Annotated in this window: 14 protein-coding genes and 1 pseudogene; 11 read left to right on the top strand and 4 right to left on the bottom strand. The window is 40.5% G+C overall.

Features of this window, described 5'->3' with window-relative positions:
• Window positions 1-87: 87 nt before the first annotated feature.
• The 3 genes from GJB62_RS22145 (at window position 88) to GJB62_RS22135 (ending at window position 2765) form a co-directional block, all read left to right on the top strand.
• Window positions 88-1587: an acyl-CoA synthetase gene (locus GJB62_RS22145; RefSeq protein ID WP_114083913.1), complete on the top strand. Its 1500-nt coding sequence runs from the start codon at window positions 88-90 to the stop codon at window positions 1585-1587.
• Between the two features lie 102 nt (window positions 1588-1689).
• Entirely contained in the window at window positions 1690-2430 is a 741-nt protein-coding gene (locus GJB62_RS22140; RefSeq protein ID WP_114083914.1) for an alpha/beta hydrolase, read from the top strand.
• Window positions 2431-2558: 128 nt separating this feature from the next.
• Window positions 2559-2765, top strand: coding sequence for a hypothetical protein (locus tag GJB62_RS22135; RefSeq protein ID WP_147262542.1), 207 nt, complete (start codon window positions 2559-2561; stop codon window positions 2763-2765).
• Between the two features lie 36 nt (window positions 2766-2801).
• Here GJB62_RS22135 and GJB62_RS22130 read toward each other — a convergent pair whose 3' ends face one another.
• Together GJB62_RS22130 and GJB62_RS22125 are read right to left on the bottom strand one after the other, a co-directional pair.
• Entirely contained in the window at window positions 2802-5054 is a 2253-nt protein-coding gene (locus GJB62_RS22130; protein WP_114083916.1) for a DUF1796 family putative cysteine peptidase, read from the bottom strand.
• A gap of 328 nt (window positions 5055-5382) precedes the next feature.
• Window positions 5383-6858 carry an AAA-like domain-containing protein gene (locus tag GJB62_RS22125; protein WP_114083917.1) on the bottom strand — a complete coding sequence of 492 codons (1476 nt, stop codon included), beginning with the start codon at window positions 6856-6858 and terminating at the stop codon, window positions 5383-5385.
• Between the two features lie 534 nt (window positions 6859-7392).
• Here GJB62_RS22125 and GJB62_RS22120 point away from each other — a divergent pair.
• From GJB62_RS22120 to GJB62_RS22110, 3 genes are all read left to right on the top strand, one after another.
• Window positions 7393-7635 carry a hypothetical protein gene (locus tag GJB62_RS22120; RefSeq protein WP_069072515.1) on the top strand — a complete coding sequence of 81 codons (243 nt, stop codon included), beginning with the start codon at window positions 7393-7395 and terminating at the stop codon, window positions 7633-7635.
• Between the two features lie 407 nt (window positions 7636-8042).
• Window positions 8043-8999, top strand: coding sequence for a hypothetical protein (locus tag GJB62_RS22115; RefSeq protein ID WP_147262543.1), 957 nt, complete (start codon window positions 8043-8045; stop codon window positions 8997-8999).
• A 40-nt stretch (window positions 9000-9039) separates the two neighbouring features.
• Window positions 9040-9420, top strand: coding sequence for a hypothetical protein (locus GJB62_RS22110; protein WP_114083919.1), 381 nt, complete (start codon window positions 9040-9042; stop codon window positions 9418-9420).
• Between the two features lie 55 nt (window positions 9421-9475).
• Here GJB62_RS22110 and GJB62_RS22105 read toward each other — a convergent pair.
• A pseudogene (locus GJB62_RS22105) lies at window positions 9476-9938 on the bottom strand (hypothetical protein).
• Window positions 9939-10612: 674 nt separating this feature from the next.
• On the opposite strand from GJB62_RS22105, the gene GJB62_RS22100 reads away from it, so the two are divergent.
• The 5 genes from GJB62_RS22100 (at window position 10613) to GJB62_RS22080 (ending at window position 15636) form a co-directional block, all read left to right on the top strand.
• Window positions 10613-11329, top strand: a complete 717-nt coding sequence (locus GJB62_RS22100; RefSeq protein ID WP_114083928.1) for a heme oxygenase (biliverdin-producing) — start codon at window positions 10613-10615, stop codon at window positions 11327-11329.
• A gap of 92 nt (window positions 11330-11421) precedes the next feature.
• On the top strand, window positions 11422-12804 hold the full coding sequence (hemN, locus tag GJB62_RS22095) for an oxygen-independent coproporphyrinogen III oxidase (RefSeq protein ID WP_114083920.1): 1383 nt from the start codon (window positions 11422-11424) through the stop codon (window positions 12802-12804).
• A 513-nt stretch (window positions 12805-13317) separates the two neighbouring features.
• A complete protein-coding gene (locus tag GJB62_RS22090; protein ID WP_114083921.1) occupies window positions 13318-13596 on the top strand; it encodes a GlsB/YeaQ/YmgE family stress response membrane protein in 279 nt (92 codons plus the stop codon).
• A gap of 165 nt (window positions 13597-13761) precedes the next feature.
• Window positions 13762-14454 (top strand): manganese catalase family protein, encoded by a 693-nt coding sequence (locus GJB62_RS22085; protein WP_114083922.1) that lies wholly within the window; start codon window positions 13762-13764, stop codon window positions 14452-14454.
• Between the two features lie 441 nt (window positions 14455-14895).
• On the top strand, window positions 14896-15636 hold the full coding sequence (locus tag GJB62_RS22080; protein ID WP_114083923.1) for a DUF3891 family protein: 741 nt from the start codon (window positions 14896-14898) through the stop codon (window positions 15634-15636).
• 135 nt (window positions 15637-15771) lie between these two features.
• On the opposite strand, the gene psaK is transcribed toward GJB62_RS22080, so the two are convergent.
• Window positions 15772-16032 (bottom strand): photosystem I reaction center subunit PsaK, encoded by a 261-nt coding sequence (gene psaK / locus GJB62_RS22075; RefSeq protein WP_012410900.1) that lies wholly within the window; start codon window positions 16030-16032, stop codon window positions 15772-15774.
• Window positions 16033-16040 lie beyond the last annotated feature (8 nt).

Here is a 16040-nt window from a genome sequence, read left to right as displayed (position 1 = left end):
CTGGAATAGTAAAATTTACATCTCGTTTGGCTTTGCTATATGCTTTCTGTTAAGTAGACTGGATTAACCCTAAATCGGTAAATAAACGTGAATCTCCCATTGATTATTCGTGCTGAAGAACACAGCGAGAAAATAGCTATCACTACAACAGATGGATCATTTACCTATCGGGATTTGCTCCACACTTCCAGTCAAATAGCAACAAGTCTTCTTCAGAATACAGAAGATTTACAAGAGGAGCGAGTCGCCTTCCTCATCCCACCTGGATTTGAGTATGTAGCTACTCAATGGGGGATTTGGCGTGCTGGTGGAATAGCTGTACCTCTGTGTGTTTCCCATCCGCGCCCAGAATTGGAGTATGTAATTACCAATTCTGGAGCATCGATTATTGTTGCTCATCCTAATTTTGAGGGTATACTGCGTAGTTTACCGCCGCAGGCATCGCTCGCCGAAGAACACAATTTGCGATTTATCCTCACCTCAGAAACGCTTCCATCTAATATTGCTCGTCTCCCAGAGGTAGATATTACTAGACGCGCCTTAATTCTCTACACTAGCGGTACAACAGGTAAACCTAAGGGTGTAGTTACTACTCATCAAAATATTCAAGCGCAAGTGACTAGCTTAATCACCGCTTGGGAATGGACATCTAGCGATCGCATTTTACATATACTGCCACTACATCATATTCATGGAATTATTAACGTACTCACTTGTGCTTTATGGGCAGGTGCAGAGTGCCATTTATTGAGCAAATTTGATACCGAAACTGTTTGGAGGCGAATTTGTGACGGTAACTTAACCTTATTTATGGCAGTACCAACGATTTATGTAAAGCTCATTACCGCTTGGGAAAATGCCTCTAAAGAACGTCAAAAAACCATGTCAGAAGGCTGTGCTAAGATGCGCCTGATGGTTTCCGGTTCGGCAGCATTACCGGTTCAAGTTTTAGAAAAGTGGCAAAATATTAGCGGCCATTTTCTGCTTGAGCGGTATGGGATGACTGAAATCGGTATGGCGCTATCGAACCCTTTACACGGTGAACGGTTGGCTGGATATGTAGGAAAGCCTCTACCTGAAGTTGAAGTGAGATTAGTTGATGAGAACGGATTAGTCCCAACAGGAACACCAGGAGAGATCCAAGTTAAAGGCCCCGGAGTGTTTCTTGAATATTGGCAAAACCCCGAAGCAACTGCCAAAGCCTTTCAAGATGGCTGGTTCTGTACTGGAGATACCGCCGTCATTGAGAACGGTAGCTACCGCATTTTGGGGCGGATGAGTGTGGATATTATCAAAACCGGAGGCTATAAAGTTTCAGCTTTGGAAATTGAAGAAGTATTGCGATCGCATCCAAATATTCAGGAATGTGCCGTGGTGGGGGTTGCAGATATAGAGTGGGGCGAACGGGTTTGTGCGGCGTTAGTATTGCAAGGGTCACAACCTTTAACATTAGAATCTTTTAGAAGTTGGGCAAAAGAGCGATTGGCTGTTTATAAAGTGCCAACCCAAATTTTGATAGTTGAAGAATTACCGCGCAATGCGATGGGGAAAGTTACTAAGCCGACAGTGGTTGAGCTATTTAAATAATAGCGATGCCCCTGTTTTTCAAAGCTAGCGGCAAAGTTTGTTGACAATTCTGCAATACGTGAGGTAGAAGATAAGCACAATTTAAAAAACTTAAATATAACTATGAGTCTTTTTTGTCTAGTTCATGGCGCTTTTCAAGGCGCTTGGTGTTGGGATTTGTTAATTCCTTATTTAGAAGCGCAAGGTCACAAAACAGTAGCAATGGATTTGCCAATTGAAGATGCGTCTGCAAGTTTATCGCAATTTGCAGATGTAGTATTGCAAGCGCTTCCAAAAACTGATGATGATATTGTCCTGGTTGGTCACTCAATGGCTGGTACTGTTATTCCCCTTGTTGCAGAAGTGCGTCAAGTACGTCAACTGGTATTCCTTACCGCGCTTATTCCATACCCAGGAACTAGTACACTTGAGCAATTTTCTCATCATCTCGATTCTGATAGCCTCAAATCATTAAATTACGAACCAAAAGAGTCACATCAACTCGAACAATTTGATGATGAACCTTATATGTTTCATCCTGTTTCTGCTGGAAAAAACTTTTCAGACGAAGCAGTATTGATGGAATTTTTCTATCAAGATTGTCAGCCGGATGTAATGCGCTGGGCACTCTCAAAAGGACGTTCGCAGCAATCAATGGCATATATTTTTGAGGTTAATCCCCTGAATGCTTTACCAAAAGTAGAGTATAAATATATTTTTTGTAATGATGACCTGATAATCTCTCCTGCATGGTCACACTACGCTGCACGTAAGCGCTTGGGAGTTGATGCCATAGAACTGCCTGGAGGACATTGCCCACACTTGTCTCGTCCTGCTCATCTTGCCTCAGTATTAACTAAATGATCGCAAACCTTATTGTAGATAATCGTAGGTTGGGTGGAACATAGTGAAACCCAACAAATCCTCGAAAATGTTGGGTTTCGTTCCTCCACCCAACCTACGCAGTTTATGGTTTTTGACTGAATTAACAAATGCGATCGCCAAATCAACAAATGCGAACGCCGAATCAACAAATGCGAACGCCGAATCAACAAATGCGAACGCCAAATCAACAAATGCGAACTCCAAATCAACAAATGCGAACTCCAAATCAACAAATGCGAACGCCGAATCAGCAAATGCGATCGCCGAATCAACAAATGCAAACGCCGAATCAACAAATGCGATCGCCGAAGTAACAAATGCGAACGCCGAAGTAACAAATGCGAACACTCCTACCTAATTTCCCACCCCTTCGGTATTTTAGGCGGACACCAAAAGAGGTTTTTACTAGACACACCAAGGGATTTCAGAATTTCTCGCATCACCTCTGTGCAATACATCCAATGCCCCAAATCGTCATACATACGATCGGGATTAAACTCGACATTGTAGTGCAGCACATTGGGAAGGTCTAAAAACTCATCATCGCCTTGAGGAGAAAGAAGCAAGAGATGAAATGGTTTCCCCTGGCATTGTTTTTCTAGCTTGTTGACTAAATCTATCACACCACCGCGATCGCTAATTCCTGTGCGGACGAAAAGCACTTTGTCGCAGTGCCGCAATGCGTACCAAAACCTTTCAGAACGTGCTGTGTATCGAACGCGCATCCGTTCATGGATGGGAGACATATCGTTGCTTGGATCGTCTGTCTCCTCGACTTCATGGGCAAAGGATAGACCCGACCACTTACTATGGTAGATTCTACCTGCATCCTGGCTGTAGTGCAGGAAGGCAGGGTTCCACATATCATAAAAACCGTTTTCGATCGCATCCGCAACATCTGCAATATTAGTCGCGCGCGTTAGATCGAACGGAAAGGCGGGCCCATCGTACTCCATCTTATACAACATCATGCGGACGGCACAGCGATCGCCAAGGGGAAGAATTGCCACACGGCTGATATCCGATAACTGACATTTGTATTGGAAAAACACCGCAGACTTAGGTGGTGCTTTCACCCGGCTTTCTAGCCCATCTTTGCCAATCATCATGGTACGAAAGGGAGTGTCAGGATAAAGCGGATCTTCATAAACACCCGATGGCATGGCTTTAAGTGCGTTGCAAACTTCCGTCCACATCGGTTGGATATTGTACTCGTTATCTGATTCGTTGATTATCCAGAGGTGGCGTTCGTCCGCTTGCAAAATCCCCAGATGCCCGTCATAGAACAAAACTTGTGAGTTGTTTGGCAAAAAAAGATTGAAGGCAGCGCTATATTCTAAGTCTGCGCCAGGGGGGATATTTACTGTAGTTGCGATCGCGCCATCCTCTACAGCCAAGAAAGGCAGCGTCCCCGTCTGGGTATTCTTCGCAATGTAAATACCTGATATCAATCCAGCCTTACTTTGCAGTGCAGTTTGTAGTTCCTGCCAATAGGGAGCGATCGTGTAGCTGTATGCCGATGAATTAACGATCCGTAAATGCTTCTCTTCCATACAGACAGAGACATGAAAGCCACTATTATCAAAGTAGATGGGAAATTCATTCGGTTGCTGGAAGCGTTGTTTTTCTTTTGCTAATGCGTCTTTGTTGATATCGAATAAATGATGGTCGATCTGCTCATACATTAGGCTATGACCGACTGTATTCGGGTGAGCCGGATCGAAGGATGTCCCCGCTTTCCATCGTCCTTGTCCATCATCTACAGCTGCCAACCAATCCAATACAGGTACGCCCCAACTGAGCATTCGTTTGTGTGTGTCTCGGATCAGCGAGTAATGTTCCAGGGAATAATCACCGTTGGGATAGACTCCGCCTAAAATCGGGATTGCTCCGATGTCGCGCGTCATTTTCACAAGCTGCTGCAAGCCACTTTCAAACCGCCGTTGTACCGCCCGCCGTTCGTGAGGGGGACAGTAGGCTAACCCTTCATTGCCTAAAGACAAAGCAATAATCACAATATCTGGTTTTTCTGGGGTGACAAACCAGGGGAATCGAGCGATCGTTCTGCTGACATTCGCCCCTACCTCCGATACATTTACCAGTTGATGCCCATATTTTTGCTCTAAAGCCTGTGCTAACAACCAGACCCAACCTTTCAAAAACCAGGCTTTATGACCTAATGCGACGGAACTGCCAATGACCACAATTTTGAGTCTCTCAGCCCTTTCTTCTACGGGCATCTTGACAGTTGATTTCTCAATGTATCCAAAGGGGTAAGGCTGTAAATAACCGAATGCACCATCATCCACAACAATTGTGCTGGAATGATCCTTAGAATCAATCGGTATCCATCGGTTTGTATCTAGTAAGCTCTCCCATCGAGCATTGCCGTTGACATCGAGGCGGACGTACTTGTATTCAACTCTCTGTTGACCGCCTAACTCTTGAATTTCAATATCTGTCCACCATAGAGGATAGCGATCGCCACTTGTACGCAGGTGGATACATTTTTTAATTTCCCACAGTCCCAACTCTGGAGTAGAACCGACCAGACCGATGGATTCACCTGTTTGCGTGTATGCACTGATCTGGAATCGATACATAGAGTTTATCCTGTTTTCGTGAGTACGATACCAAACAGTCAGGCTGAAATATTTAAATCTACTTTGACAATATCACATAGAATTCTTAAGAATCTGGTATGTATATTGTTAAGTATACTGAAACCTAATTAAAATTGCCAAAGCTTTTAGCCGCAAGGTTTTTAAACGATTAAATCGAATTTTTATAGAAGATTTTATACTTATTAAATAGACTATATTGGATTAAAAGTCTTTGCACAACTAAGAATAAATCAACGAAAGGATAAGATTAAGTTAAATTTTCCCTTCAACGTCCCACTTAAAATTTGTCTGCCTGTTCTTAGCACCTCTAACTGTTGATTTGTAGCAGGCGATCGCAGAAAAAGGGACGAAATAACTCACAGGCGAGACTTGCTTTGAGATCATGCAGATGCACTAACCCCATTTTGTGCAACTGGGAACCTTGCACAGCCTCACAATCTACAGGACTTGACTGTCTGACGATTTCTATAAACGATGGCAATAAATCGGGATAGCGTTGTAGGTTCCACCATTGCTGTTCTAGGTGGTCTGCATAGATAGCGGCAGCGATCGCAGAATTTTCTAAGAGTTCTTCTAGGGTTATTGTCTGCTGCTGTAGGTAATAAAATGCTAACTGCAACCGATAGGGATGTCCCCCCAACAGAGCGATCAGGCGCTGGGTTTGTGACGAGCTTATCTCCTGTTCGCACCTATATGCTAGATCCTGCACCTGAGCAGGGTTAAACTCAGGTAACTCAATAACTAGCCCAGTATTCAAGAGAGAGGGATCGATGGAGGGAGGCATGAGAATTTCAGTAGAATGAACCGTCACCAATCGCAGCTTGTGCCAAGGATTAATGTCTGCATCGGCTTCTTTAGCTTGCTCAGACCATGTTCGTAAAAGTAGGAGAAATTCACGAGCAACGTCGGGGTAGGCAAAAAGCTGGTTGAGTTCATTGATTGCAAAGACTAAGGGGCGATTCTCTCTTGAAGAAACTCCGCGATCGAGGTTGGTTAAGATTACATCCTGGAAATAATCAGTGGCATTTGATTTGCTGCCCAAGGAATTATCCCAAAAACTAGCAATTTCATTTGGCAAGCTTAACTGCTTGCTGACTCTGGCACAGAACCATTGTAGGAAGCGTTCTAGATTCCGTAAAATCTCGTCGTTAGCAAGTTGCAAGTTCACGGAAACGGCGCGATGACCCTGGGAATTAGCGTAAGCCAGGATACGGGTCATTAGGGAGGTTTTGCCCATTTGCTTGGGGGCGCGGATGTTGATCAAAGCACCGGGTTGCTGGATGGCTTCATAACAAAGAGATTCGAGAATGGGACGGTCAATGTAGAAGACTGAATCCAGGGGCATCTGCCCTCCTGGTAGGTTTGGGGAACGAGGGTATACATTGTCTGGCGAGTGTTCCATTTTGTGGGTTTGCCCTACACTGCTGCGAGAATCGTATACTGGTTCGATGCGATCGCAAACTTCAGCCCCGGACATTGAGCCAATCTCGTCAAAACTGTCTTGATGAGGCTCCAGATAAAAATAATCGTCCTTTAACAAGGTCATATTAAAGGCATTAAAACAGCACTCCAAGGTTCGTTTATCGACTCCTACTGAGCCATTAAAGACCTTACTGAGGGTATTGGGGGTTAAACCTGTTTTCTCACTAAGGTCTTCGAGAGTGTATCGTTTAAAGTTTTGCTCAATTTCTAACTGAGCTTTTGCCTGATTGAGTTTCCTTGAGCCTTGAGCCGTCAGAGTCGCACCCCGCTTTCGTAGATGATTTTTCGATTGTAATTGCATTTTTACTTGGAAATAAAGTATAAAAATGTGCTTAGTAATTTGCTTACTAAATATAGATAACTGATGCACTTTACAAATTTATGCAGTATGGTTACAAATCTTAAGTAGTTAGGCTATTGAGTAAAATTGGCACGTTGAGCCTATTGCCATTGGGTTTCTAAATTGGCAAATACAGTATCAGAATTACATTTTGCTTACAGTGACATCAATAATTTTGCACGACTACTTACGGATGCAATTCAAAAAAGTCTATTCTCAACGCGCCTGGGAGTCGGAGTTTGCTCTGAGAAAGTAAACAGAAGCAAGCAAGTTCTTAACTTGGGGGTTTTTCCAAAGTTAACAACGCCGTTAAATGAATGGTTGCAAGGCACTTAAATTTTCGGTGGCCGAAACCAATATGGGGAATGGCTTTGGGGATTTGCTGGTGCTAAATCCTTAACTTTTTTCTTAAAGTTGTAAACCTTGGTAGTGTTAGGAATCGGGAATCTGTAGTGTTGATTCATATCAAGCTAATATTAGCCTTCTGGAGGTTGTATGACTTTTCTAATTCCTAATGAAAATAGCCAACCCAATCCTAGTCCTCACGACACTAACCCAATTGAAAGCCAAATTATGGCAATGACTACCAAAGAAGATTTGCAGCAAGAATTAGACTCAGTTCGCGCTAATTACCAAAAATGGCAAGCCAAAGACGATCAGACTGCAATAACAACACAAACTAGACTGGCGCAAATTATTCATCTCCGTGCTAATCAGATAGGAATTCAACTAACGTAACAGTAGCAAGGCTATAGCAATCCTAAATCATTCGTGAATAACAAGCTCTGCAACCTCTCAAAGAAATCACAGAACTGAACAAGGGCGGTTTTAACAACTCATTTAGGATTGCTATATACCACTAAATACTATTAATGGCTCTTAACCTTGTAATCGATTGAAAATATACATAGGGTTAGAATTATTTGAAGGCAGTTTTCATTTGACAATACTTCGCCAATTTACGAGGGTGAGTTGATGTATTAACTTCTTTTTGTCTAAGGCTTGGCAAAGATAATAAATCCTAAAATTTGCTCCAAGGTTTCCTGCAAGATTAATCTAATTAACAATTTATGAGACCTAAAGTTAAAGTTTTACTTGCTTTAATTCCCTTTTCCTTTATCCTTGGCAGTTGCCAAAAAGAAGACTTGTCAGCAGCTAAATCATTTGGTGATTTATCCCAATCTTTAGCAATTGCCAACGAAACAATATCGGCTGATATTTATGCTTCCTGTGCCCGATCCGCAACTTGGGAAGCTTTGGGAACACAGCAAAGTAGAATAAATAGCAAAGATCGTTTGGATAAATGCGACGAAATTTACCTTCCGAATTCACAAAATACTGAAATAGCTGGCAGCGTTTTAGTCAACTATGTTGCGGCAGTTGGAAATTTAGCCACTGAAAATGATAACGGCTTTACTCCTCAGTTAAATAAAATTTCAGACGGTTTAGGAAAGCTTGATATTGATGAAAATGCTCGCACAGCAGGGGTTAAAATTGCTGACTTTATTACTAATCTTCTAGTTACGGATTTTCGGCGAGATAACTTGAAAGTTGCTATTGTTTGCACAGATCAAGATATTCAGAAATATTCTACTGAACTGTCCGATTTCATTGAGTCATCTTATGTAAAGTCTTTGCTCAATGAAGAAATTACGCAGATTCATGAAAATTATGGTTTCTACATAAGTGAGGTCAATATAAGATTACTAAAATTATCAAACCTAGAAGATAATCTACAAGATTTTAGCACACTTCAGGCACAACAGACTTTATTAGAGGCAGAAGAACGAGCAGAAATTACAAAGGTAATTGAACGTAAAAAACAGGGTTCAGCCTACGTAGCTGCTATTCGTTCTACCGCAGAATTTCACCGCAAATTGAAGCGTATTTTCAATAAAGATCGGGAAGAACTCTCATCAGACCAAATTCAAAAATGCAATAAATATCGCTCTAAAAAGGAAAGCCTAAGTTTTCAAAATACCGAGAAAGAATATGATGTTTGGAATCAAGAAATTACCACATCAGAGTTAAAGCAAGCCAAGAAAGTAACCAAGGAATACATTGACAAAGTTACTCCTCTATTTAATGAGATTCAAGATTAATTATTAAGTCAACCGTTTGTAAATAAAAGAAAGAGGACTTATGACTACTGAACTAAATATAGATCATTTAAAAGAGATTCATGATCAACTAACTAATACAATTAAATTTCTCAGTGAAGAGGCTGGCAAAGCTAAGGACGATGAGAGAATTACTAGCAGACAATTTATACAGGCAAAAGATGAATGGGGCAAGTTGGAAACCAAAGCAAGCGAACTACAGGGTTTGATCGATGGGGTAAAACTAGGTTCTATACTCAATAACGATGTTAATAGTTCTTACTTACAAATTCTGAAGGCCACAAATAGCCTACAAGAAGCTGCTAAAAAGATTGAGAAGTTTGGAGATTTTTTATCAGAAATAGCTAAAGTTATTGATATTGTTACTAGCACCATCAAGGCTATTAAACCGGTGGGCTTCTGACCTCGCGGAGCTACAAAAAGGGCTAGGATGCATATATAATAAGCTTTATAGCCCTCTATCCTTGCTGGTAAGACTTACGCTTATTAGGACTTAATCTCAATAATTCAGTGACTAACTCATAAGAATTTTCCATGAAATTGACCCAATTGTAGTCATAAAGACCAATATAAAAACTACTATGTCGTCGAACAATCCGCTTAGATTCTTTAATTCGACTGACATATTTTTGAACACCTATACGTTTAATTTTTTGGCCAGAAAATATATTTCTAGCCAGCTTTTAATAATTGGGAACCCAATCTCTTCAACATTTATATAAGTTAAAGATAAAAATCGTTGGATTTTCTTTCTTCTACTTTCAAATAATATTGGTATGGGTAAACTAGTAGCCAATGCTTCAAGGCTTACAGTTTTATTGATTGTAATAAATTAATCAGAATTTTTAATAATAAATATTCTGCAAGCTCAAGTTCCCGTTTCAAATGTTTTTCGTAAAAATCAGGTAAATTGTGTAACAGTTATAAAATTCGAGTGAAGAGATTTCCAAAGTAGACTTGTAAATTCAGTTGATGTATACAGTTACCAGTTAATGAACTGTCCCTCTCAATGATTCAGCATCAACGGGTTTGATTAGATAAGTCTGCAATAGATACCCAACAATGGAGGCTATCAAGGGTAATTTTTGGCATAATTTTACAATTGATGAGCATAGCTTGCCGCCGTGGCATCGCTCTTATTAATCTCTGTTATTCTCAAATTAAGATTGCAACATTGCTCTAAATAGTTGCAAAAACTCTGGATGATTTGTATCCAAAATCAGGGAAAATGCTCGTGCAGCTGTGTTATTCGTCTCTTCAATGACTTTGGTATTAAAGAATGCGATCGTTTCAGCAGAGTTAAAATGCCTATTGCAAAATCAGTTTTGTTACTACTCAACTGAAATATGCCTGAACATGAGTATCAGAAAAACATAAATAAATACTAATATCTTTCATAGTTATATATGAATTAATAGTTAAATAATCTTAGGAGAAATAAAAATACCTGGATTTACATCGGCAGTGGTACTTGCTGGATAGACTGATGCAGATCCTCTCTAAACCTAGAATAACAATCTTGTAGCTAGAATTGGCAGGCATTCTAAGTCGGTGGCTGTCCAGAAACCTTGCGCTTGAAAATGAAGGAAGCAACAATGAGTAGCAATCTCGCCATCAAACTGCGTTCTGGAACTCAACAAGCCCACACATCAGCAGAAAATGTTGGATTCATGAAATGTTTTCTACAAGGAGTGGTGGATAGAGACTGCTTTGCCAAGTTCTTAAGTAACTTGTATTACGTCTACAGCCAATTAGAAGCGGCGTTAGATAGCCATGTAAAGCATCCTGTAATTAGTGCGGTTTACTTTCCTGAACTTAATCGCCAATCCTCGCTCGAAAAAGACATGGTGTTCTATTATGGGGATAATTGGCGAGAGCAAATTACACCCTCACCTGCTGCTCAAAAGTATATTGACCGCATTCGGGAAATTTCTGCTAGTGAACCGACTTTATTGCTAGGTCATGCTTACACTCGCTACATGGGCGATCTTTCTGGGGGTCAAATGCTACAAAAAGTTGCTCAGTCAGCCCTGAAGCTTTCTGGCTATGAAGGCACGTCCTTTTACAATTTTGAGCAAATTCCTGATAAAAAGGCATTTAAGGATAAGTATCGTCAAGTATTAAACGCGCTACCTATTGATGATGCAACAGCAGAACGGATTGTTGCAGAAGCTAATAATGCCTTTGGATTTAATTTGCAGATGGCTCAAGAGTTAGAGGGAAATCTAATTAAAGCACTCGGCGAAGTCCTGTTTAATAGTCTAACTCGTTCCCAGAATTCAGGTAGCACTGAAATAGGTGCGGCTAATTAAGTTTGTCATTGGTCATTGGTCATTGGTCAATAGTTCTTGCTCCTCTACTCCCTATTCCCCTTCGCTTCACACATTCATTGGAAAGCAACTCAATGGTTTTTTTATTACCTGGTGTTAAGTTCGATCTGGATCTGATTCAAAAATACGATACTCGCGCACCTAGATACACTAGTTACCCGCCCGCTACAGAGTTAAGCGAAACATTCACTGAAACTGATTTTAAGGCCGCGATCGCAGCATCTAATCAACGCCAAACTCCTATGAGTTTATATTTCCACATCCCCTTTTGCCAAAGTGCTTGCTACTTCTGCGGCTGTAACACAGTAATTTCCAACAACAAGAATATTGCTAAACCTTATGTGGAGTCTTTGGTTCAAGACATCAAAAACACCGCAGCTTTAATCGATCCAGACAGAAAAGTGCTGCAAATCCATTGGGGAGGCGGTACTCCTAATTACTTGGATCATCACCAAGTAGAATTTTTATGGAAAAACATCAATCGCTATTTCAACATCGATCCACAAGCAGAAATCTCAATTGAGATTAATCCCCGCTATATCGATAAAAACTACATTTTCTTTCTGAGAGAGATTGGGTTTAACCGCATTAGTTTCGGCATTCAGGATTTTAATAGCCAAGTTCAAGTAGCTGTAAATCGTGTTCAGCCAGAAGAAATGCTCTTTGATGTGATGAGTTGGGTGAAAGAAGCTAAGTTTGAGAGTGTGAATGTAGACCTAATTTATGGTTTACCCTATCAAACCCGCGAGACATTTCAAGAAACTGTGAAAAAGACAATTGAGTTAGATCCTGACCGAATTGTTGTCTTTAACTTTGCCTATGTTCCCTGGCTCAAACCGACGCAAAAAAATATTCCTCAAGAAGCGCTACCAGCAGCCGAAGAAAAGTTAGATATTCTGAAAATGACTATTGAAGAGTTGACGAGTAACCAATATTTATTTATTGGGATGGATCATTTTGCGAAAACTAATGACGAACTAGCGATCGCTCAACGCAATGGCACTCTCAAGCGCAATTTTCAGGGCTACACTACCCACGCAGAGACAGAATTATTTGGCTTTGGTTCTACATCTATCAGTATGCTAGAAGATGCTTATGCTCAAAATCACAAGGAATTAAAAGATTACTATCAGACAATTGCATCAGGTAATTTACCTGTTAGTAAAGGTGTCAAGCTTAGTCAAAATGATATTATCAGAAGGGATGTAATCATGGGTATTATGTCTCACTTTCAGTTACACAAGCAAGATATTGAAAACAAATATCAAATCAACTTTGATGGATATTTCTCTGAGGAGCTAGAGGCATTAAAACCACTAGAAGCTGATGGTCTGGTCACTTTATCAAAAAATCAGATCCAGATTACAGACATCGGTCGATTACTAGTCAGAAATATTGCTGTTATATTTGATACTCACACCAAAATGCGAGAGACAAAATTCTCTCGTGCTATTTAAAACAGCCGTAAATCATTGGTGAAATTTTGCAGCCTTTAGATCCCCGATTTATTAAATAAATTGGGGATCTAATTTTTCACTATCACATTTAATTTTTAAATAAAAATGTACAAAATTAAATTTATTAAAAATTAATTTAACAACTTGATAGACAAACACTTTTTATACATCTCTAAAAAGTTAGATTATGCAATTATATCTTCAGATAGATATATCAAAATTTAGATTGCAGATTTTTCTAATTAATCGAAAAATATGTTATTTTTAGCAACCTGGTTATTTAACTAGTAAAGCTTAATAGAAGAATATTAGAGATTTAATAATTTATTATTTATTTGGCTGCCAAAAAATCGTTGAGCATTTTCATGCTATAAACGCCAAATTGCAATTCCCATCTAATTTATATGTAAACTATTTTGTCTAACTTTTGGATTTAGCATTTATCCCATCTGATAGAAAGAATTCTGAATCAGAGTTGATAACTTAGATACAAGTGAGATTGTTGAGGCAGTTATGAGTATTATTGCTTGGGTAGTTTTAGGACTTTTGGCAGGTGCGATTGCTAAAGCTATTTATCCTGGCTATCAAGGTGGTGGAATTCTCTCCACAATGATTTTAGGTATCATTGGTGCTTTCGTCGGTGGAAGTCTGTTTACTCTATTGCGAACAGGAACTCTGCAAATTACTGCGGCTGGCGCTGGTTTAACTCTTCCTGGTATTTTGGTGGCTGTGCTTGGCGCAATTGTTGCCATTTATCTATGGGGATTAATCAGAAGAAGCAGCAATGCCTAATCGCTGATTGGTAGTTATCAACACTCACACGATCGCTGTATTTTATTGGTCTTATAGTTTCCCAGGTTGAGAAGCTATGAAACATCAAACTAGCTCTCTGTAGAACAATCCTAAAAGACCATTCAATCCCTTCTGTAACATCATAACTTTTGGAAGTGTAAATCTATGTTTTTTCACAAAAAAGAGCCTATTCATGCAGTTAACGTTAGTGAACCAAACCCTCGTTTTGCTCAATTACTTCTAGAGCAGTTTGGCGGAGCTACTGGAGAACTTAGTGCAGCTTTACAATATTGGGTGCAATCATTCCATGTTGAAAATGCTGGAATTAAAGATATGCTCCAAGACATTGCAATCGAGGAATTCAGCCATTTAGAAATGGTTGGTAAACTCATTGAGGCTCATACCAAAAATGTGGATCAAACAGAGGCTTATAAGAGTACTCTCTTTGCAGTTCGCGGGATTGGGCCTCATTTTCTAGATAGTCAGGGTAATGCTTGGACCGCAAGTTATTTGAATGAAGGTGGAGATGTAGTCCGTGATTTAAGGGCTAACGTTGCAGCAGAAGCCGGCGCTCGTCAAACTTACGAAGAGTTAATTAAGTTGGCAACTGACAAAGGAACCCAAGAAACTTTAGTCCATCTGTTAACACGAGAAATTTCTCATACCCAGATGTTTATGAAAGCTCTAGATTCACTGGGTAAGTTGACAGATCCATTCTTTGGTAATATTAAGCCAGATGAAACTGTTGCTCTTTACTACAACCTATCTACCAACGGTAATGGTAAAGATGAGCGTGGCCCTTGGAATTCTGAGCCAACATTCAAATACGTTGCTAATCCCCTAGAAAGCCACTCTTAGAAGTTTGTTGAAAAGTATTTACCTGTAATGTTAGGTAGTTATTGATCTCCCCTAACCCCCCTTTTTTAGGCTACAGGGTACACACATCTCTCTACAAAATCAAAATGTAGTAGATCCTCCAAAATTCTCCTTAGAAAGGAGGATTTTGAGAGGTTTTTGCCCCTAAAAAAGGGGGCATCTAACCAAAAATCTTCACTGTTCCCTGTTTCCTCGACCGAAGGTTAGTGAACAACCATACTCCCGATTTCTTAGAGAAGTTGGGAGTATTGGCTACATATCTCTGCGTTATGAAGGATGGACTATATTGCACTCAAATTAAAATGGGTGTAAATCATAAGTCACACTGAAAAAGTCAGAGCGATCGCCTCTTCAATATCTAGCCCGACGTTTCTGAATTCACATTCAACTCAAAATCAAAACTAACAATCAGGAGATTAATTTGTGATTGTCAACGCTACGCCAAATGGTTGGGAAGTCATTTACCATCGTGCCCATGCTTTGTTAGCAGCTCAACTGGCGGGGCAATGGCGACGTAAAGATGCGCCAGTAAGATTGTATGAAACCATCGCTGCAATTTCTCATCACGATGATTTAGAGAAAGAGTGGGAAGAAGATATTCTGACTGAAGCCGGTGCGCCAAAGGACTTCATGCTGTCCTCAAATGCCGATGTAGATGCTGAGGTACAGAAATTGGCTGATTTGGCAAAGAATGCCCTTTACCGTGGACGATGGGTAGCTTTATTAATTTCCATGCACATCAGCCGTCTAAATGAGGGAAGCCGGGGTAAGGGTTCCAAACTAGACAAACTTTTGGATGAGCAACTTCAAAACCAGCAACGTTGGCGGAAGGAACTGGGGATAAAAAAGGAGGAAGTTGATGCAGCTTATGCGTTTATGCAGTGGTGCGATCGCCTTTCTCTGATCTTATGCCAGCAAGAACTACCTGACGATGAGCGGTTTTTAGAAATTAGCAAGGGCCCTGAAGGTGAGCGCTATGACATCATGCAGCGCGGTGATAACTTGGTTGTTGTCAAACCCTGGCCCTTCCAAGATGATAAATTCACGGTCAATGTTGAAGCCTGCGACCTTTCCCAGGTAAAATTTGAGAGCAGTGCCCAACTAACTCAAGCGCTACAAGAAGCCCCCATCAAGGTACTTGAGTGGACATTCGTTAAGAGTTAGTACAGATTAGAATTTAAGAGCAATCCAGCGAATATTAGACAATTTATCTCTAAAAAAGAGCCAGAGAATTAACACTCTCTGGCTCAATGCTGGAGACAAAAGAATCATCAAATAAAGGCTAACTTGGGCAAGAACCTAAATTCTTCCCAGGTTATGCAGCCCTAAAACAGCTCCCACTCCTAAGATATGACCAAAGGCAGTGGTTGCTAAAAGGGCTGGTAAACCAAAACCACCAAAAAGATTAGATGAGGGTAGTGCTGGCTCTGCATTGGGATATTTGATGGTCGATTTCCCAAAGGCAATGGCAATGATATTAGCAATAATGATAATCAGTCCAACTGTCGGACTCCATTGCAGGGGTGTAGTTGCAGCAGCGAGTAAGGTTGAAGTAAACACCTGATTTG

It is taken from the genome of Nostoc sp. ATCC 53789 (genome assembly GCF_009873495.1).
Lineage (GTDB): Bacteria > Cyanobacteriota > Cyanobacteriia > Cyanobacteriales > Nostocaceae > Nostoc > Nostoc muscorum_A.
This window is presented reverse-complemented; position numbering and strand designations above follow the sequence as displayed.

Bases quoted from the DNA above. Each gene is read 5' to 3' on its own strand.
- GJB62_RS22140 (WP_114083914.1), top strand. From the start codon at position 1,690: ATGAGTCTTTTTTGTCTAGTTCATGGCGCTTTTCAAGGCGCTTGGTGT.
- GJB62_RS22135 (WP_147262542.1), top strand. From the start codon at position 2,559: ATGCGATCGCCAAATCAACAAATGCGAACGCCGAATCAACAAATGCGA.
- GJB62_RS22130 (WP_114083916.1), bottom strand. From the start codon at position 5,054: ATGTATCGATTCCAGATCAGTGCATACACGCAAACAGGTGAATCCATC.
- GJB62_RS22125 (WP_114083917.1), bottom strand. From the start codon at position 6,858: ATGCAATTACAATCGAAAAATCATCTACGAAAGCGGGGTGCGACTCTG.
- GJB62_RS22120 (WP_069072515.1), top strand. From the start codon at position 7,393: ATGACTTTTCTAATTCCTAATGAAAATAGCCAACCCAATCCTAGTCCT.
- GJB62_RS22110 (WP_114083919.1), top strand. From the start codon at position 9,040: ATGACTACTGAACTAAATATAGATCATTTAAAAGAGATTCATGATCAA.
- GJB62_RS22100 (WP_114083928.1), top strand. From the start codon at position 10,613: ATGAGTAGCAATCTCGCCATCAAACTGCGTTCTGGAACTCAACAAGCC.
- hemN (WP_114083920.1), top strand. From the start codon at position 11,422: ATGGTTTTTTTATTACCTGGTGTTAAGTTCGATCTGGATCTGATTCAA.
- GJB62_RS22090 (WP_114083921.1), top strand. From the start codon at position 13,318: ATGAGTATTATTGCTTGGGTAGTTTTAGGACTTTTGGCAGGTGCGATT.
- GJB62_RS22085 (WP_114083922.1), top strand. From the start codon at position 13,762: ATGTTTTTTCACAAAAAAGAGCCTATTCATGCAGTTAACGTTAGTGAA.